Genomic DNA, 19,096 nt, shown 5'->3' with positions numbered 1-19,096 from the left:
ATGACAACGACCCGCAACACGACCGGCTGGCTCGCGGTGCGCCGCGAGCTGACGACGCGCGGCAAATGGACCCTCGGGCTGGCGTCGTTCCTGCTGCCGTTCGCCGTCTGGTGCCTGATCAGCTACGTGCCGTTCGTCTGGCATCCGCAAATGCGCGTGACGAATCCGGGCAGCGTCGACTATTTCCAGACCGGCATGCAGGTCGATCGCGACGTGTTCGACGACGAGCTCGCGCATGCGCGGGCCGCCCACGCCGCGGTGCCCGAAGGCGTGCGCGCGAATCCGGTCTACCTGCCGGCGCCGCATCAGGTGCTGCGCGCGTTCTACACGGCGTTCACGACGCCGCCGGCCTCCCGCGACGGCGTATGGCTGCACGAGAGCCTGTGGCACAGCATCCGCATCATCTTCTGGGGCTTCGTGATCTCGTCCGCGATCGGCGTGCCGCTCGGCATCGTCTGCGGCACCTTCAGCGCGCTCGCGCGGCTGCAGGAGCCGTTCCTGGAGTTCTTCCGCTACCTGCCGGCGCCGGCGTTCGGCGCGTTGATGGTCGCGATACTCGGCATCTACGATGCGCCGAAGATCGCGATCATCGTGATCGGCACGCTGTTCCAGCAGGTGCTGATCATCGCGAATACCACGCGCAAGCTCGAATACGGGCTGTTCGAGGCCGCGATGACGCTCGGCACGAAGAAGCTGAAGCTGCTCACGCACGTCGTGATTCCGGGCGTGCTGCCGGACCTGTATCGGGATCAGCGGATCCTGCTCGGCTGGGCATGGACCTACCTGATCGTCGCCGAACTCGTCGGCACCAGTTCCGGCATCACGTGGTACATCAGCCAGCAGGCGCGCTACCAGCATTTCGACAACGTGTATGCGGCGATCCTGATGATCGGGATCATCGGTCTCGGCACCGACATCGTGCTCGGGCTGCTTGGCCGCCGGTTCTTTCCGTGGGACCGCACGCTCAAGGCGTGACATCCGTTGACGCAACCCCATCGACCGTTTCTCGCAGAGGGCATCATGCAGAACCCCCAGGCCGTTCCCGATTACCTGGTTCAATCCGACGCGGTGCGCGAGCGCTTCGCGCGGCTGAAGGCCCGCGACGTGATACTCGACGTGCGGCACGTCGGCAAGCGTTTCGCGACGCCGCAAGGCGAATGCATCGCGCTCGACGACATCAGTTTCCGCACGCACCGGCGCGAGTTCGTGTGCGTGATCGGCCCGTCCGGCTGCGGCAAGTCGACGTTGATCCGCATCCTGGCCGGGCTCGAGGCGCAGTCGAGCGGCGAGGTGCTGCTGGACGGCAAGCCGGTGCAGGGGCCGGGCGCCGATCGCGGGATGGTGTTCCAGGGCTATACGCTGTTTCCGTGGCTCACGGTGAAGAAGAACGTGATGTTCGGCCTGCGCATGAACGGCAGCAGCAGCGGCGAGGCCGAGCGCGAGGCGCTGCAGTGGCTCGATCTCGTCGGGCTGACGCGTTTCGCCGACGTGTATCCGCATCAGTTGTCGGGCGGCATGAAGCAGCGTGTGGCGATTGCCCGCGCGCTCGCGAACCGTCCGCGGATCCTGCTGATGGACGAACCGTTCGGTGCGCTCGACGCGCAGACGCGGGCGCGGATGCAGGCGCACCTGCTCGACATCTGGCGCAACATCGACGTGACGATCCTGTTCATCACGCACGACCTCGACGAGGCGATTTTTCTGGCCGACCGGATCCTGGTGCTGAAAGCGAACCCCGGCGGAGTGCAGGAACTGATCGAGGTGCCGGTGCCGCGGCCGCGCGACCTCTCGCAGGTCAATACGCCCGAGTTCATTGCGACGAAAGCGCGGCTCGAGGCACTGATCCATCCGAAGGAGGCCGTCACGGCGGAAGACGAGGGTGTCAAGCCGCACATGATCCGGATGACGGACGTTTCGGACAACGTCGAGTAGCGGCGAGCGTGCCGCGACATGTCACGCGGTCACGCGCTTGCGTGGTTGATTCGGGGCAGCCATGCAAACGCGATCGTCACCAGCGTCACGCCCACCACGAGCATCGGCACCACCATCGGCCACGCGCCCAGGTGATAGCGCGGATCGGTGAAGCTCGCTGCCGTCTGTCCCGCGCTGAACGCGAAGAACATCATGATGAAGCCGGACCAGGAGACGGCGCGGCCCGCAAGGTGGGGCAGGCCGCTGACCGCCCCGGCCTGCCCGCACGGCTGATGGATGCCGTGGCCGAGGCAATACACGCCATGCCCGACGAGCAGCGGCCAGATGCTGCCGGGAAGCAGCGCGCACCCCAATGCCTGGATCACCGCGCCGGACAGGCTCAACGTCGCGCCTTGTCGTACCGTTCGCAACATGCTTTGACGGCGCAGCAACACGCGGCAGCCAAACGTACTCAGCACATAGACGAGCGTCCCGGTTGCCGGTATCCAGCCATAACGCTGGGGCGAGATGCCGAGCTGCCCGATGTAGATCGTCGGCGACAGCAGCAGAAAGCAGAACATGCCGGTGTACGTCGACGCGGCCAGCAGCGTCCATACCCTGAACGGGGCATTGCCGAGTATCTCGCGCACCTCCTGGGTCGAGTTCCGGCTCGGCGGGCTGCGCACGAAGCTTTCCTCGAAGCCGTACCAGCACATGACGAGCAACCCGAACGCATACACGCTCATCCCGGCGAGCACCCATCGCCATCCGGCTTGCTGGGCGACATACGCACCGAGGAGCGGGGCGAGGAACGCCATCATCCCCATCCCCATGAAACCGCGCGCCATCACGTACGGACCGTCGCCCGCCGAATACCGGTCGCGCACCGTCGCACGCGCGCATACCAGTATCGCGGCCATGGCCAGCCCCTGCATCGCGCGAGCGGCCACCAGCATCGCCGCGGTCGAGGCCAGCGCAGCGGCCAGCGCGGTCAGCGCATAGAGCGCAAGGCCAGTCAGCAGCACGGGGCGGCGGCCGAACCGGTCGGCAAGGCTGCCCATCGGCAATTGCCCGACACCGAATATCAGCGCGAAAACCGTGAGGCTGACACTGGCGGAGCCCAGCGTGGCGGCGATTTCGGGCAGCGCCGGCAGGTAACTGTCGGTCGCCACCGGCTGGGCCGCCAGCAGAAGCGGCAACATGAGCGCGAAGTTCAGGCGAGCGGGTCGCGTGGTATCCGGCATGGCGGTTTTCGACACGGTATCGGGCATCGAGCTTCGAATAAGGGCAGCGGTTATGCAAGGTTGCTCGTGCGGCGAGGGCGGCCGCGGCGAGCTGAAATGGCTGGACGGAAGGGGCGCCGAACCCGACGCCCCGCCGAACGCCGGTTAGCCGCCGACGGATCCGGGCACGGGTTCGCGCACGACGCGATCGTGCGACAGTGCCTCGGCGCGCAGCAGGTCGTATTCTGCCTTGCCGACCGGTTGCGCGTTCGCTCGCCCCAAATCGTTCAAATGGACGCGACTGGTCTCGCGTGCGCTAAAGGCTGCGAGCGAAGCGATCACGGTGATGCCGAACGCGATCGCACCGACGATCAGCCAGACGTGATGGGCACCCGGCGGCGCGACCGCGGTGAACAGCGCGGGCAGCATCGCCGTGGCCGCGGTACCGAGGTTCTGCGCGATGGCCATCGCCGAGACGCGCGTGCGGGTCGGGAAGAGTTCCGGGTAAAAAGCCGGAAATACCGCGTTGTAGCCCTGGTACACCACGCCCCACATCAGCATCGACATCACGAAGGCGAGCGGCACGTTCCGGATGCTGATCGCATACAGGTAGGCGAACGCAAGCAGCCCGGCGGCCAGCGAGCCGACGATGATCGGCGGCCGGCGGCCGACGCGGTCGGACAGGTTGCCGACGAACGGGATCACGATCATCGCAACGATATTGCCCATCACCGTGATCCAGAGATAGACATCCTTCTGGAATCCGATTCCATACGCCGGCTGGACCGCATAGGCCGCGCCGAAGATCGTCGCGACCACCGGAATCACGTTCATCATCGACATGCAGGCCACGCGCAGCATGTCGGGAAAGTGGTGCCTGAAAGCGTCGGCCACCGGCGAGCCGGCTTGCGACCGGTTGCGCACCGCTTCGTCGAAGGCCGGCGACTCGTCGACCTCGCGGCGAATGATCAGGCCCGCGACGATGACCAGCGCACTCAGCAGGAACGGAATGCGCCAGCCCCAGCTGTCGAATTGCGCGGACGGCATGTAGTAGGCGAGCGGCAGGAACACGGCGGCGGCCAGCACTTGCCCGGCCTGCACGCCCTGCAGCGTGAAGCTGACGAAGTAGCCGCGCCGGCCGAACGGCGCGTGCTCCAGGATCATCGAGCTCGCGCCGGTGATCTCGCCGGCCACGGCGAAACCCTGCAGCAGGCGAAGCGTCACGAGCAACGCGGGCGCGATCAGCCCGGCTTGCTGATAGGTCGGCAGGAGGCCGACGCCGACGGTCGAGATGCCCATCAGGAACATGCAGAACAGCAGGACGGTTTTCCGTCCGCGCGTATCGCCGAGGTGGCCCAGCACGAACGCGCCGATCGGGCGGGACACGTAGCCGACGCCGTAAGTGGCCAGCGACGCGATGATGGCGGTGGTGGGGCTGCCGTGCGGAAAGAATATCTGCGGGAAGATCAGCGCCGATGCCGTGGCGTAGATGAAGAAATCGTAGTATTCGAGCACCGATCCGATCCAGCCGCTGATGGCGGCTTTTCTCGATTGGTGCCTGCCCCTGGGCTCGTCTCGCAAGGTCGTGGTCATCGTCGTCTCCGGATATTGATATGCGTGCCGGGCAAGGCGGGTGATGCGCGGCGTCGTCACTGCCCGATGTGTCGACTCCGTCGTGCGACCAGACCGCGGCCCGTCGATACGGCGCGCGGCGAGCACGCGCGGTGCGCAACGCCGCGCGCTGGCGACGGCTGCGCATGCGCGTCGGTCCCGCATCGGCAGCCGATGCGGGAATCGGCTTATTCGTCGCCGAGCGCCGAAACCGCGGCCCTCAGTGCGAGCAGATAGCTTTGGACCCCGAACCCGCAAATCTGCCCGCTGACGATCTCGGCCAGGACGGAGTGATGCCGGAACGGCTCGCGTGCATGAATGTTGGACATATGCAGTTCGACGATCGGGCACGTGAGGATCGCCAGGGCATCGCGAATGCCGTAGCTGTAATGCGTCCATGCGCCCGCGTTGATCAGCACCGCGTCCTGGCGTTCCTCGAAAGCGCGATGGATGCGCTCGCACATCGCGCCTTCGCCGTTGGTCTGGAACGACTCCACCTGTACGCCCAGTTCCGTCGCCAGCGCTTGCAGCCGCGCATCGATCTGCGCGAGCGTGATCGTCCCGTACTGCGCGGGATCGCGCTTGCCGAACATGTTGTGATTGATGCCGTGCAGCATCAGGATCTTCTTCATGCGAATCTCCGTCGCGGGTTCAATCGAAGGGCACGGCCAGGCGATCGATCACCGCGCTGGTCTGCGGGCGTACGCCGCGCCACCACGCGAATGCTTCGGCCGCCTGCTCGACCAGCATGCCGACGCCATCCGCGATCCCGTGGACCCCTGCGTTTTTCGCGAGCCGCAGAAACGGCGTCAGACGCTTGCCGTATGCCAGTTCGTAGGCCGTGCCGGCCGGGCTGAACACGCTCGGCGGGACCGGCGGCAGGTCGCCGGTCAGGCTGGCCGACGTCGCATTGACGACCAGGTCGAAACGCCCCATCCGGGCGAGGTCCGCGTAGCCGCTGGCGACGAGCGGACCGCGTCCGGCGACCTGCTCGGCCAGTGCGCGCGCCTTGTCGACGTCGCGATTCGCGATGACCAGTTCGGCCGGTCCCGCTTCGAGGAACGGCAACAGCGCGCCGCGCGCCGCGCCGCCTGCGCCGAGCACCAGCACACGCTTGCCGGCCATCGGCAGGTTGAGGTTCGCTTCGATGTCGCGCACCAGCCCGATGCCGTCGAAGTTGTCCGCCAGGATGCGGCCGCCGTCGAACTTGAGCGCGTTGGCCGCGCCCGCCAGCCGCGCCCGCTCGCTGCGTTCGTCCGACATCGCGAACGCGTCGAGCTTGAACGGCGCGGTGACGTTGATGCCTTTGCCGCCACCCTCGAAAAACGCCCGAACCGCGGCCGCGAACGCGCCTGCCGGCGCGACGGGCCCCTCGATCGCCGTATAGCTGATGTCCTGCCGCGTTTCCTTCGCGAACAGACCGTGAATCAGCGGGGATTTCGTGTGTCCGATCGGATTGCCGATCACCGCGTATTGGTCGGTCATCATTGGCTCGCTTTTGAATAGAGGACGTCGTCGGCCTGCATCGCGTCGATCTCGGCCGAATCGAACCCGAGGGCGCGCGCGACTTCCGCGTTGTGCTGCCCGAGATCGGGCGCGACGTCGCGAATCGTCGTGTCGCAATCGGAAAACCGGAACGGCAGGTTCGGCAGGCGCAGCGTCCCGTAGCGCGGATGCTGTTGCTCGACGACCATGCCTCTGGCCTGGATCTGCGGATCGTTCAGCACTTCGTCGATGCGCTGCACCTTCGCGCACGGCACGTCGATGCCGTCCAGCAGGTCCAGTACCGACGCGACGGAGCGCGCGGCCACCCACGGCTCGACGACCGACAGAATCTCCGCGCGGTGCGCGTTGCGCCCGACGCTGTCGTGGAAGCGCGTATCGGCGCCGAAATCCGCCGGCCCGCCGTGCGTCGCGATCAGCTCGGCGAAGCGTTTCCACGCGTCGTCGACTTGCGCGGCGATCACGAGATCGCCGTCCGACGCGCGGAACACGCCGTAGAGCGTCGAGGTCGGCATGTCGTGCCCGGTCTGCTCGGGCAGCACGCCCTGCAGCGTGTAGCACTGCACCGCATATTCGTGCATCGATACCAGCGTGTCGTACAGCGCCATGTCGATGTGCTGCCCGCGGCCGCTCTTCACGCGCCCCAGCAGCGCGGCGTTGATGGCCGCGACCGCATGGATGCCGGTGTACATGTCGCCGAGCGAGATGCGCAGCAGCGGCGGCCGTTCGCCCGGCGTGCCGACCATCTGCATGATCCCGCTCTTGGCCTCGGCGATCAGCCCGAAGCCCGCGCGATGCGCATCGGGGCCGGTATGCCCGTACGCTGAAATCGAACAGTAGACGAGTCCCGGATTGCGCGCCGACAGTTCGTCATAACCGAGCCCGAGCTTGTCCAGCGCGCCCGGCCGATAGTTCTCGATGAACACGTCGGCGGAGTCGCATAGCCGCTGCATGAATGCCTTGCCGCGCGCATCCTTCATGTTGACGCTCACGCCGCGCTTGCCCATGTTGAGCTGCAGGAAGTAGCCGCTTTGCTGGTCGTCGAGCACGGTCGCGTGCTGCCGTCCGGCGTCGCCTGACCCGGGGCGCTCGACCTTGATGACTTCGGCGCCGAGCGCCGCCAGACAGCGTCCGACATACGGCCCGGCAAGGAAGTGGCTGTAGTCGACGACGCGAATGCCTTCGAGTGGGCGAGCCTGCATTACAGTGCCTCCGGGCGGCGCGGCACCATCAGGCGATGCTCGCCGTGTTGAACGACCTGACCGTCCTGATTGATCAGCTCCGACGGCAGCACGACGATGCCCCAACCCGGGCGGCTCTTGCTCGCCCGCATCGAGCCGACGCGAAACTTGACGTGAAGCACGTCGCCGACCTTGATCGGCAGCAGGAAATCCCAGGTCCAGCCGAGCGACATGCCCGGCAGAAAGCGATAGTCGCTCTGCGTCTTCAGGCCGTCGGCGATGGACAGGCCGAACAGCCCGTGCGCGACGAGGCAGCCGAAGTGGCTGGCGTTCGCGTATTCCTCGTCCACGTGGACGGGCGTATGGTCGCCGGTGAGGTCGGCGTACGCGAGGATGCGCGCCTTGGTCACGGTGTAAGTCGGGCTCGTGCACGTGTCGCCCTCGCGGGCGTCGTCCCAGTATTTTTCGACGATCGTCATGGTCATGCCTCCGCGCGCGGGTTGATCGCCAGTGCCTGCGCGACGCAGGAAGCCGGCCTGGCCTGGATCAGTTCGACCGCCAGCCCGTCGGGCAGGCGAAGCCAGTTCCGTCCCTGCGGCATTTCCGTCACGCCGAATCGTTGTGCCGCGGCCAGCGCGGCCTCCAGGTCCTCGCACATCACGCCGAGATGGGCGAGGCGGCCTTCCGGGCCGTCGTGTTCCGGCGCGTGGATGAACTGCAGGCCGCCGAGCGTCCAGTACTGCCGCGGCGCGTCGAGCGTGCCGTCCACTTCGCGCAGGGTCATGCCGAGCACGTCCTCGAAGAAACGGATGTGCCAGCGGATGTCCTTCACCCAGATCGCGACGTGTTCGAGATAGGCTTTCGGGACGCTCATGCGGCGGTCTCCTTCCGTTGACGGTCGGCCATCGCGCGTTCCAGCCCCTTGATGCAGGCGACGAGCGTGGCATTGACCGGGGTCGGCACGCCGTAGCGCTGCCCCCAGCGCACGACCGAACCGTTGATGAAGTCGATTTCGGTGATCGAGCCCTTCTCGAGGCTTTGCAGCATCGACGTCTTGAAGCTCGCGGGCAGCCCCTCGGCGGCCAACGTCCATGCCTGCTCGGGATCGGTCATCGACAGCTTCACGCCCGCCGCCTGGGCGGCCGCGATCGCCTCGGCCACGGCCGCGAGCGACGTCGCCTTCAACAGCGGCTCGTCGTAAAGCTGCCCGTAGGTGAGGCCGGTCAGGCCGGTCAGCGCGCCCGTCGCGACATTCACCAGCAGCTTGTCCCACATCGTGCCGACGATGTTGTCGCTGATCGTCGTGGCGAGGCCCGCGGCATTGAACGCGGCGGCGATTGCCTCGACGCGCGGCGTGATGCGGCCGTCGAGTTCGCCGATATAGGTGTATTTGCCGATCACGCCGGATTCGATGTGACCCGCGCCGCGCAGCACGCCGCCGACGTAGGTCTTGCCCGCGAGGACGCGCTCGCGGCCGACGACGTCGATCAGGATGTCCTCGTGTCCGAGGCCGTTCTGCAGCGACAGCACGGTGGTATCGGGCCCCACCAGCGACTGGGCGCCGCGGATGGCCGCATCGGTGTGGAACGACTTGACCAGCACGACCACCAGGTCGGCCACGCCGACATCGGCAGCCCGCGTCGTCGCGTGGACCGGTACGTGGCGGGTGCCGCCGGTATCGTCGACGCGCAGGCCGTTATCGCGCATCGCATCGACGTGCGCGGGCGAGCGGTCGATCAGCCAGGTCTCGTGGCCACCTTGGGTGAGGGTGGCGCCGATCGCGCAGCCCAGTGCGCCGGCCCCCAGAATCGCTATTTTCAATGGCTTCTCCTTGACGTATGGCGTCACGATAGGAGTCGCTGCTCATGCCGACAATGCAATGGATACAATGTCGTCATTGCCATGGACAATAACGCCACGATGCCCGCCGACCTGCCCGACCTGAAGCTGCTTCAGCTTTTCGATCTCCTGTACGACGTGCGCAGCGTCACGCGCGTCGCCGAGCAACTGGGCCAGAGCCAGCCGACGGTCAGCATCTGGCTCGGGCACTTGCGGGAACATCTGCACGATCCGCTGTTCATTCGCACACCCGGCGGCATGGCGCCGACCCCGCAAGCCGACGCGCTGATCGGGCCCTGCCGGGAAATTCTCGAATCCCTGCGGCGCTTCACCGCGTGGGAGATCGCGTTCGATCCCGCGACGGCCCAGCGACGGTTTCGCATCTGCATGACCGACGCGAGTCACGTCACGCTGCTCCCGCGGCTGCTGGCCCATGTCCGCGCGCAGGCGCCCGGCGTCCGGCTGGAAGCCGCACGGATCGACGGCAATACGGAACGCGCGCTCGAATCCGGCGAAGCCGATCTCGCGATCGGCTACGTGCCGTGGCTGGGCGGCGGTATTTATCAGCAGAAACTGTACGACCAGGACTGGGTCTGTCTGGCCAACCGGCATCATCCGAGGATTCGCGGCCGCCTCGGCGCGAAGCAGTACCGTGCCGAAGGTCATGTCGCCATTACGGGCGGAACGGGGGCGCAACTGCTCGAACAGGCGCTGCGGCAGGCGCGCATCGAGCGAGACGTCGTGCTGGAGTTGCCGGGTTTCCTGGGTTTGGGTGCGATCGTCCAGACGACCGACCTGATCACGACGTTACCGCGCCATATCGGCCAGACCCTGGCTCAGGCGAGCGATCTGGCGGTTCATGCTTGCCCGATCCCGGTCGAAGGCTTCGCGGTTCGGCAGCATTGGCATGCGCGCTATCACCACGAGGCCGGCAATCGATGGCTGCGCGGTGTCGTGATCCGGTTGTTCGGTGCATCGCATCCGTCCACGGCGTAGGGAAGTGCGCGTGTTCGGCGGTGCCTGGAGACCGAACGTCACCGCCGGACGGCAGCCACGAACGGCACGACCGGTTCTCGATGCACCGATCGTGCCGCCGTGTGGCCGGACGGCGTGCGCTGGCCGGCCTCAACCGTTCATCAGCGCCACGATCTGCGCGGCGCCGAGCGCGCCGCGGTAAATGCGCAGGTCCTCGAGCAGGCCGTTGAAGGTCGAGACGGGGTACTGCGATTTGCCGAGCCAGTTATGCGTGAGACCGCCGAGCCGGAACGGCGCGAGAAACATGCCCGTGTTGCCGGCGACCGGCTTGCCGTTCATGTAAAGCGTCGCCGTCGGGCCGGCGAGCGTGACCGCCACGTGCACCCATTGCTTGTCCGGCATCGTCGGTGCGTCGACCATCTGGTCGCCGAACCCGTTCACCGCGATCGCGAAGCGCATCGACTGATTGTCGGTGCGCCAGTCGGTACGCGGCATCAGCGTGACGTAGCTGCCGAAGCGGCCGCTCAGGTCGAGAATCGGCGCCCAGCTTTGCCCGCGGTCGTTCCAGTACACCCACACCGCGATCGTGAAATCCGCTACGTCGGACAGAATCTCGCCCGCCAGTTCGACGTACGCGCCGGCTCCGTTGAGCGACACCGCATGGGTGCGGCGTCCCGGGGCCCATGTCGCCCCGTTCAGCGTGCCGTGGTGGCCGTTGCCCGACCGGTCGGCGGCCGTGAGGCCGCTGCCCTCATCGAACGTCAGGTGCGCGAGCAACAGCGTCGAGGTTGCCACCTTCACCTCGTTCGACGCGGCCGATTCGCCCGCCGGCGTTTGCGCCGTGACGACATAGAAGTACGTGCCGGGCCCGGGCGGCGTATCGGTGTGCGTCAGCCAATCGGTGACGCCGGTGCGGAGGGTGGTGTACGGCCCCCCGGCGATCGTCGCGCGCTTGACGTTGTAGCCGCTCGCATTGCTGCATCCCCACCAGGACAGCACGACCTTGTCCGCGCTTGCGTAGCCCGTGAGGCCGCTCGGCGTCGGGGCCGGCGTGCCCGGATCGCGCGTGCACGTGAGCGTGCCGTAGCCGAGCTGGTCGTAGCCGCCGCTGGCGCTGCCGTAGTTGCCGCCGCCGCCTTCCGGCGCAACGAATTCGGCAAAGCGTTGCGTGTAAGGTGCCGCGAGACCCTTTCGATTGATGTAATGGTTTGCCACCAGGGCCCAGCAAGGGCGGCCGCCGCCTTGCGAACCGGTCGCGAACGCCGTTTGCGTGACGTCCACGTTCTGGTAGGTGGCGAACGGCACGGGGAAGAACGAGCCGTCCGCCTGCTTGAGGTTCGACTTCGCCACGTATTCGGCGCCCGCCAGGAAGCGGTTGTTGTCGTAACCGTACAGATCGATGCCCTGATTCCACGCCATCTCGCAGATCGCGCCGGTCAGCGCGATGCCGAGCTGGGTATGGCCCTGGTCGCGGCCGGCTTCCTGCCATTGGCCGAGGTAACCGGGGTGTACGAAATACACGGCCATGCCGATACTGCCGTTGCCGGCGCCGTTCTTGAAGTACGAGACGGCATCGTCGACGATATCCGCGTTGTCGCACAGTACGCCGATGGCCAGCATCGACGCGAGGTTGCACAGTTCCCAGTTGGCCCAGTAATGCGTGCGTTGGCGGTCGACGGGGCGGTGCAGGAACCCGTGGTTGATCGGATGGAAGACATCGAGCATCATCTTCTGAAACGCGGCGAGGCCGCTGGCACTCCAGCCGTCGTAACCGCGCATCATCTCGCCCACGTTCGCGAATTCGTAGCCGTAGATGCCGGCAGCCAACGCCACGTTGCTGTTGCCGCCGAGCGCCGTGAGCGTCGACGACCACCTGTCCAGGTACTCCACCGCCTTGTCGCCGTGACGCTTGTCGCCCGATACCCGCCAGCACAGTGCATGGCCATAGGCGAAGGCGATGTCGCCGTAGAGGATCCAGTAGTTCTCGTTGCTCCCGCCGCGCCTGATCTCGGGCTGCGGGTTCGGGACGCTCGTCAGGCGGGTATGGAAGTTGGAGAGAAGCAGGTTCCAGCTATCGATCCACGGGGAAGCATGTGCGCCGACCTTGGCGCGCATGCGTGCGAAATCCGCTTCGGTATGCAGTAGGCCGGGATGGGAAAAGGTGCGGATTCGAGCGGCGCCGGTCGACGGCGTACCGCCCTCGCTACCGTTCGATGCGGGCACGGCGCCCGACGACTGACCGCTACTGGTCGGCGCTGCGCGCACGCCCTCGGCAAACGCGTTTTCACTGTCTCCGCCGCATCCTGCCAGAAGCGTTGCACTGAGTCCCATCAGGAAATGGCGCCGCGCTATGTTTTCGATGATACCGAGCCCGGCGATTTCCTCGGATAAGGGTGTCGCCGCGTCCTTGTCTCTCATGTATGGACTCCTTTTCTTTTGATGTAATCGAATTGTTAGTGAATGTACTAACTGTTCCGTATTTTGTTATGAGCGGCTGGGTATTCTATCCAGCAGGGCAGGGGGGCGATCAAGAGGTAAATAACGAATTCACTGATGACATGTGTTTGTCATGTCGGCGACGTAGCGGCATCGAGACGCGCGGGGACACCGTCGTGCGACGGTCATCGGACACTTGGGCATGGCACACGGGCGCGCGCATCCGGTATCGGCGACGGGTGGAATTCGAATGTGCGAAGGCTGCGATGAGGGCGGAGCTATCTTACTTGACGCGCGCGAGACATGACGTTGCGCCGTGGAAGGCCTTCTCCAAGGCATGAGATCCGCGTAGTCGTCGGCGGTTGCAGCGAGCGGCAATCTGGTAAACAGCCAGACCAGATAGCGATATGGCTCGACGCGGTGCAAGCGTGCGATGCTGCAAGGCTTGACTACCTTCCACCGAGCGCAACATAAAGTGCCACCTGGTTGATAAGGGCCGCATAGCGGGAGCTTGCGAGTTCGGCATCGGCGTTGCGGCTCGCCTGCTGCGCGTCGAGCAAGTTCTGCAGGGGAATTGAACCCGCCCGATATTGCCAGCCGATGCGTTGCTCGCGTTGTCGTGCTGCTTCGAGCGCATCGGCCCATTGCGTGATCTCGGCCTGATAGTCGGCGCGCGCGGCAAGTGCGTTCTCTACGTCGCCGAGTGCCTGATAAAACGTCCTGGCGAATGCGACCGCTGCGGCATCATAGGCGGTTTGCGCCGAACCCACCTGCGCTTTCATCGTCCAGACGTTCAGAAACGGCGCCGCGACATCGGCTGCGATCGTGCCGAGCGGGTTTTGCAGCAGATTGCGCAATGCGTCGCTCGCGGTACCGGCCGACCCCGTCAACGTGAGGTTAGGGTAGAAACTGGTCCGTACGGCATCCACCCTTGCGAGTGTGCTTCGCGTGCGCAACTCCGCTGCCATGACGTCTGGACGCCGAACGAGCACGGAAGCCGGCACACCCGCGGCGACGGCGGGCAACGGGGTCGTCAGACGCGCAGAAGGTACGACGAAGATTTCGCCTGGTGGCTGACCGAGCAAGATCGCGAGCGCGTTTTCGGTTTGTGTTCGCTGCGCCAGTAGCGCATTGCGCGACGCGCGTTGCGACGCGAGCGATTGACGGGCGGCAAGCAGGTCCACTGCCGTAATCGCCCCCGACGCATACCGGACATTCGTCGATGCCTGCGTTTGCTCGCTGTAAAGAATCGATGCATCGCTCTGTTCGATCTGTTCCGCCAGCAGCGCGAGCAACCAATAGTCTTGGGCGACCAGGGATGCGACGGTCATCTTGACCGTCCGTTCATCCTGCTCGGTTGCCCGCGCCTCCCAGCGCGATGCATCGGTCGAACTCGACAGCGAACCCCATAGGTCGACGACATAGCTGGCCGATGCGAGAAGCGATTTCGAGTGCGACACCACGCGCGCACCACCCAGCGAATGAGAATTCGACAACGCCGCACTAGAGCTGATCAGGGGCAATTGGTTTGCGCGGGCGAGATCGACGGCAAATTGCGCCGCGCGCAGATTGACGACGGCGGTCTTGAGATCGTGATTGCCAGCCAACGCCCGCTCGATAAGCTGGCTCAGTTCGGGATCGCCGAACGCGTTCCACCACGGGTCGATACTCGCATCACCACCGGGGTTTGCTTCCGTGTCTGCCGGCGACAATCTGGACGCATCGGGAACGTCACTCCAGCTGTACGATGCTCCGACCGACACGGAAGCGGGTGTCTGACTCACGGCAGCAGACTCTGTCTGCCAATGCCGGGGAATCGAGACCTCGGGCCGCGTCCATGTCGTGCGCGTCAACGTCCCGCATGCGGCGACGCCCAGCGACACGATCAACAAGGCGATCGTGCCGAATCGCGACATCGACCAGGACGCTCGAACCTGCCGTAGAGCCGTACGTATCAGAACAGCATGCAATGAATGAGGGAACTTGTTCATTCGCGGGCCAGTGCTTCTGCCGGGTTGAGGCGCGCGGCCTGACGCGCCGGGAAGTAGCCGAACACGACACCCACGAGCGCGGCACTGGCGAACGCAGTCACGATCGAGTCGAGCGACAGCACCATGTAGAAACGACTATGAGGCTCGGAAAAAAACCGGATGACACCTAACGCGAGCGCCACACCGACCGCTCCACCGGCGACGCATAACCAGACGGACTCGATAAGGAACTGGTCGCGAATATCGGATCGACGCGCGCCGATCGCCATGCGGATGCCGATTTCATGGGTGCGCTCCGTCACCGACACGAGCATGATGTTCATCACGCCGATGCCACCGACAAGCAAGGAAATGCCCGCAATCGACGCAATAAAGAGTCGAAAAGTTTCGTTCGACGCCGTCGCGACCTGAAACAAGGCATCCGAATTGAAGGTCGTGAAATCGATGGCACCGTGGCGCATCTTCAGAACCTTGTTGATGCCGGCGAGCGCGGCGCTCGAAGGTACGCCGTCGGCGAGCCGGACGGTGACGCTCTGGAGATCGTACGATCCGGTCATACGCGACATGACCGAGGTGTACGGCATATAGAGCCCCAGCGTACCGGGTGCAAACGACATGGCGTTCGAACCCGCCACGCCGATCACATGGCACGGCAGATTTCCGACGAGTACCACCTTCCCTATCGGCGAATCGGAGCCGAACAGCGTTTGTCGGGTTTTCTCATCGACGACGACGACCGGAGCGTTCGATTCGACCAGCGACTCGTCGAAAGGCCGGCCTTCGATCATATGGATGCCGTGGACGCGAAAATAATCGGGCCCTGTGCCATGAACTGTCGCGGATACGTTTTTATTGCCCACGCGAATCGTTCCGGTGCTCGTCACTTCCGGCGTCACGCTATCAATGTAGCTTTGCGCCTGTAGCGCGTGCACGTCGCCGAGACTCAGCGTATGAATCGAGTTCGCACGCAAATCGCCGGCCATCCGTCCCGGATAGATGCTGATCGTATCCGTACCAAACTGCCGTAAATGATCGATGATTGCTCTGCGGCTTCCCTCGCCACGAGCGACCATGCAGGCAACTGACGCAATACCGGCAATAATGCCCAGCATCGTCAGGAATGAGCGCAGACGATGGTTCGCCGCCGAGTGCATGGCAAGCCGGAATGCTTCGATGAGCCGGCCCAATGCAAGCGGCTGCGCATGCTTGCGCCGAAGCGAAACCGGAGGCTCGACCGGTGACGCAGATTGCACATTGGGGGGCTTTTCCGGTCCCGTCGATTCCGGCCGCCTATCGCCGACGATGCGCCCGTCGCGAATCTCGATGATCCGGCGCGCATGCCGGGCGACGTCCATATCGTGCGTGACGATGATGATCGTATGGCCCTGCCCGTTGAGCTCGTGGAACAGCGCCATCAGTTCTTCGCCGCTCTGGCTGTCGAGTGCGCCTGTCGGTTCGTCGGCGAGAATGATTTCGCCGCCGTTGATCAAGGCGCGCGCGATGCTGACCCGCTGCTGTTGACCGCCAGAGAGTTGCATCGGCCGATGGCTGAGGCGGTCACCAAGACCCAAACGCTCGAGCAGCTTCGTTGCTCGTCCGCTTCTTTGTTCTGCGTCGAGGCCCGCATAGACGGCGGGTGCTTCGACGTTGGCGAGTGCGGTCAAATCGTTCAGCAACTGATAGCGCTGGAATACGAAGCCGAAATGCTCCCGACGCAACTGCGCGAGTGCGTCTGCATCGAGCGACTGCGTCCCGACTCCAGCGATCCTGTAAACACCCGAGGTCGGCGTGTCGAGACAACCGAGGATATTCATCAAGGTCGATTTTCCCGAACCCGATGCGCCGACGACGGCCACCATCTCCCCTCGTTCGATGCGCAGATCGATCTGGTGCAGGACGGTAACCGCCGCCTCGCCGGCTCCATAGGTGTGGCTCACACCCTCGAGTTCGATCAGCGCCGGATTCGACGTCTGTGCGTGTGGCGTGGACATTCCGTTACCCCGCCATGCCGTATGGATCACGCGGCCCTGCGCCGGAAGACTGTCCGACGACGACACGATCTCCCGCCCCAAGGCCGCTGACGATCTGCACAACGGTGTCGTTGGCAATGCCAGTCCGTACTATCCGGCTCGTGACGTTGCCGTCGGCCGCCAGCACCCGCACCGTCGCGCGCCCGTCGCGTGGCGGTGCAGTCAGTGCAGCGACCGGCAGGACCGCCACGTGTCGCGCACGCGCAAGCACGACCGACACCTGTGCCGTCATCGAAATGCGAAGTCGATGATCGGGATTCGGCATATCGAGCCGGCCGATGTAATAGATGGCCGTATTCGTCGCCGACGAAGTTGTCGTGGGACTGGTGGTCGTGTCGGTCATGATCGAGTCCGGCGCGGGCTCGATGGCTTTCAGCGTGGTTTCATATCGACGCGACGGGTCGCCGAGAATCGTGAAATAGGCGGGCAGGCCAGGCCTGAGCCGCACCACGTCGGCCTCCGAGATTTGCGCCTTGACCTGGATCGTGTCGAGGCGCGCGATCTTCACCAGATTCGGCGTCGTCTGATTGGCGTTGACGGTTTGGCCCTCTACCGCGAGCACGGCGACGACTTCTCCGTCGCTCGGGGCAACAATGCGCGTGTAGCCAAGCGTGACGCGCGCAGTGTCCACATTGACCTGCGCTACCTTCATCTGGGCATGACTCGTTTCGACATTTGCGCGAGCCACGTCGAAGGCTGCCTGTGTCGTTTCCAAATCGGCATGCGACCCGGCGTCATGTTCAGCCAGTTCCTTCTGCCGTCGCAGCGCGAGCCTGGCCTGGACAAGCGACGCCTCGCTCGAATGCACTGCGGCCACCGCGCTTTGCAATTGGGCCCGAGCCGTGTCCAATGCGTAGATCTGTGGCTGCGAGTCGATTTCCGCGATCAGCTGACCTTTCCTGACATGGTCGCCGAGCGTCACGTGCATCGACTTGATCTGGCCGTTGACCTGCGCGCCGACGCTAACGAGATCCGCTGCGCGGATCGTACCTACGGCCTCGACGGTCGATTCGATGTCCTGATACGAAACCTGGGCGGTAACGTATTGAATATTTGGCTTGTCGTTCCGTGTATATCTGAAGGCGACGGCCACCACTATTGAAATGGCCAAACCTAAGGTGACGTACTGGATAACCTTTTTTCTCACGACACATGCGCCTTCTTATCCGAAGTCCCAGCTTGCCTCGCTGGATGACGCGTTGCGCATATACGCGCTAAACGACATCATGTCGATGGCCGACTCAGCTTCTTGTTTGCTTGTTGATTCTGGTTGATGTCACAGAATAACCGGAGCCAATTGGAATATTTTTGCTTTCTCGTTCTAGAATACCTTCCAACCTGTCCAGCAACCTTTTCGTAAACCCCCGCTCGAAAATACATGCCCACGGCCCAACCCGGGACAGTTCGGCTTGGAAACCTTCAGGCGTATCGCTTGCTTTTTTAACTCCAAAGCGTCTCGATATCGATCGGCAAGAATTTGCAAAAATCACGATTTTTTTGAAAAATAATTCCATATTATTTCGGCGAAAATTACAGAATAGGAAGTGCGCGTGCACATGGCGTACCAAATATTCTTAGAATGAGGTTTCCAGTGAAATCCACAAACATCCGTCCTGCGGAACGCCGGGTATGCAGTATTTTGTTGGGATTTCATGCATCCATTTTCACTGCAGTGGCCATCCACTTATTTTTCCATACGACAAATTGGCAGTTCGAAACGTTCGTCACGATATTTACGCTCACTTACAGTGTTATCGCCTTTGCTTGCTATTTAATAAATAAATATCGGCAGTGACGAATGCGAAACAGCGGGCCACGGATTTAAATTGCCCCATCCAATGGATGCGGCATTTTTAATGCCTGAAAATGATTACGACGCGTTTGCTGCAGCGTATGACGCCGGCAACGAAGTGAATGCTTGGAATGCCTTCAATGAACGACCAGCGATTCTTTCGATGGCCGGCGATGTAGCCAATCTTCGCGTGCTCGATGCGGGGTGTGGCGGTGGAGCGCATGCGGCGGCACTCGTTGAACAAGGTGCGAACCTCACCGGCATTGACGCACGCGTGGGGCTGTTGGACATCGCTCGGATCCGCCTGAAAGGGGGTGTGTCGTTGATCCTGGCAAACCTGAATGAGCCGCTACCACTTGCCGGAGAGGACCTGGAAAAGATCGCGAACCACGCGTTTTTCCTCGGGCCGCCATGGGCATTTCCATTTCGACGGCGACGCATTCCATCTGTTCGCCAGGGTGCTGACAACGCATGATTTGCAGCTGGAAGTCGCCCCCGTCAAGGTGATCGACGAAGTCGCGAAGCGTCTGGAGCGATACTGCAGGGCTACCTGATCTTATCGAAACCCTCCTCTCTATGTCTTCGATTTTGACGCGCGAGCTTG

Annotated in this window: 17 protein-coding genes; 4 read left to right on the top strand and 13 right to left on the bottom strand. The window is 64.0% G+C overall.

Annotated features, from left to right (window positions below; genetic code table 11):
• Positions 1-975: an ABC transporter permease gene (locus WJ12_RS17620; protein ID WP_059562099.1), complete on the top strand. Its 975-nt coding sequence runs from the start codon at positions 1-3 to the stop codon at positions 973-975.
• 45 nt (positions 976-1,020) lie between these two features.
• On the top strand, positions 1,021-1,932 hold the full coding sequence (locus tag WJ12_RS17615) for an ABC transporter ATP-binding protein (protein WP_049028185.1): 912 nt from the start codon (positions 1,021-1,023) through the stop codon (positions 1,930-1,932).
• A 29-nt stretch (positions 1,933-1,961) separates the two neighbouring features.
• Here WJ12_RS17615 and WJ12_RS17610 read toward each other — a convergent pair whose 3' ends face one another.
• The 8 genes from WJ12_RS17610 to WJ12_RS17575 form a co-directional block, all read right to left on the bottom strand.
• Complete coding sequence (locus WJ12_RS17610; RefSeq protein ID WP_059562218.1) at positions 1,962-3,155, bottom strand: MFS transporter; 1,194 nt, start codon at positions 3,153-3,155, stop codon at positions 1,962-1,964.
• 144 nt (positions 3,156-3,299) lie between these two features.
• Positions 3,300-4,727 (bottom strand): MFS transporter, encoded by a 1,428-nt coding sequence (locus tag WJ12_RS17605; RefSeq protein ID WP_059562095.1) that lies wholly within the window; start codon positions 4,725-4,727, stop codon positions 3,300-3,302.
• A 206-nt stretch (positions 4,728-4,933) separates the two neighbouring features.
• Positions 4,934-5,377 (bottom strand): type II 3-dehydroquinate dehydratase, encoded by a 444-nt coding sequence (gene aroQ, locus WJ12_RS17600; RefSeq protein WP_034190458.1) that lies wholly within the window; start codon positions 5,375-5,377, stop codon positions 4,934-4,936.
• Positions 5,378-5,396: 19 nt separating this feature from the next.
• Positions 5,397-6,230 (bottom strand): shikimate dehydrogenase, encoded by an 834-nt coding sequence (aroE, locus tag WJ12_RS17595; protein ID WP_059562215.1) that lies wholly within the window; start codon positions 6,228-6,230, stop codon positions 5,397-5,399.
• Entirely contained in the window at positions 6,230-7,450 is a 1,221-nt protein-coding gene (locus WJ12_RS17590; RefSeq protein WP_069245755.1) for a CaiB/BaiF CoA transferase family protein, read from the bottom strand. Before WJ12_RS17590 ends, aroE begins: the two co-directional genes overlap by 1 nt.
• The gene (locus WJ12_RS17585) at positions 7,450-7,908 is read right to left on the bottom strand and encodes a MaoC family dehydratase (RefSeq protein WP_034190461.1); all 459 of its coding nucleotides are present in this window, start codon (positions 7,906-7,908) and stop codon (positions 7,450-7,452) included. Before WJ12_RS17585 ends, WJ12_RS17590 begins: the two co-directional genes overlap by 1 nt.
• Before the next feature lie 2 nt (positions 7,909-7,910).
• Complete coding sequence (locus tag WJ12_RS17580; protein ID WP_034190462.1) at positions 7,911-8,303, bottom strand: VOC family protein; 393 nt, start codon at positions 8,301-8,303, stop codon at positions 7,911-7,913.
• On the bottom strand, positions 8,300-9,250 hold the full coding sequence (locus WJ12_RS17575) for a ketopantoate reductase family protein (RefSeq protein WP_059562093.1): 951 nt from the start codon (positions 9,248-9,250) through the stop codon (positions 8,300-8,302). The genes WJ12_RS17580 and WJ12_RS17575 overlap by 4 nt, the downstream gene beginning before the upstream one ends.
• Before the next feature lie 81 nt (positions 9,251-9,331).
• On the opposite strand from WJ12_RS17575, the gene WJ12_RS17570 reads away from it, so the two are divergent.
• Positions 9,332-10,264 (top strand): LysR family transcriptional regulator, encoded by a 933-nt coding sequence (locus WJ12_RS17570; protein WP_034190464.1) that lies wholly within the window; start codon positions 9,332-9,334, stop codon positions 10,262-10,264.
• Positions 10,265-10,393: 129 nt separating this feature from the next.
• Here WJ12_RS17570 and WJ12_RS17565 read toward each other — a convergent pair whose 3' ends face one another.
• The 5 genes from WJ12_RS17565 to WJ12_RS17550 form a co-directional block, all read right to left on the bottom strand.
• Positions 10,394-12,661 (bottom strand): LamG-like jellyroll fold domain-containing protein, encoded by a 2,268-nt coding sequence (locus WJ12_RS17565; RefSeq protein ID WP_059562089.1) that lies wholly within the window; start codon positions 12,659-12,661, stop codon positions 10,394-10,396.
• 129 nt (positions 12,662-12,790) lie between these two features.
• Positions 12,791-13,105 (bottom strand): transposase domain-containing protein, encoded by a 315-nt coding sequence (locus WJ12_RS36765; protein ID WP_226104039.1) that lies wholly within the window; start codon positions 13,103-13,105, stop codon positions 12,791-12,793.
• Between the two features lie 23 nt (positions 13,106-13,128).
• A complete protein-coding gene (locus WJ12_RS17560; protein WP_059562086.1) occupies positions 13,129-14,595 on the bottom strand; it encodes an efflux transporter outer membrane subunit in 1,467 nt (488 codons plus the stop codon).
• 71 nt (positions 14,596-14,666) lie between these two features.
• A complete protein-coding gene (locus WJ12_RS17555) occupies positions 14,667-16,661 on the bottom strand; it encodes a MacB family efflux pump subunit (RefSeq protein ID WP_059562083.1) in 1,995 nt (664 codons plus the stop codon).
• Between the two features lie 4 nt (positions 16,662-16,665).
• Positions 16,666-17,847, bottom strand: a complete 1,182-nt coding sequence (locus WJ12_RS17550) for an efflux RND transporter periplasmic adaptor subunit (protein WP_059562080.1) — start codon at positions 17,845-17,847, stop codon at positions 16,666-16,668.
• A gap of 679 nt (positions 17,848-18,526) precedes the next feature.
• Between WJ12_RS17550 and WJ12_RS35945 the strand changes: the two genes are divergently transcribed.
• Complete coding sequence (locus WJ12_RS35945) at positions 18,527-18,967, top strand: methyltransferase domain-containing protein (protein WP_197423894.1); 441 nt, start codon at positions 18,527-18,529, stop codon at positions 18,965-18,967.
• The last annotated feature ends 129 nt before the right edge of the window (positions 18,968-19,096 follow it).

The sequence above is a fragment of the Burkholderia seminalis genome (assembly GCF_001718535.1).
GTDB lineage: Bacteria > Pseudomonadota > Gammaproteobacteria > Burkholderiales > Burkholderiaceae > Burkholderia > Burkholderia seminalis.
The sequence above is the reverse complement of the archived record's forward strand: the minus strand, read 5'-3'. Positions and strand labels throughout refer to the sequence as shown.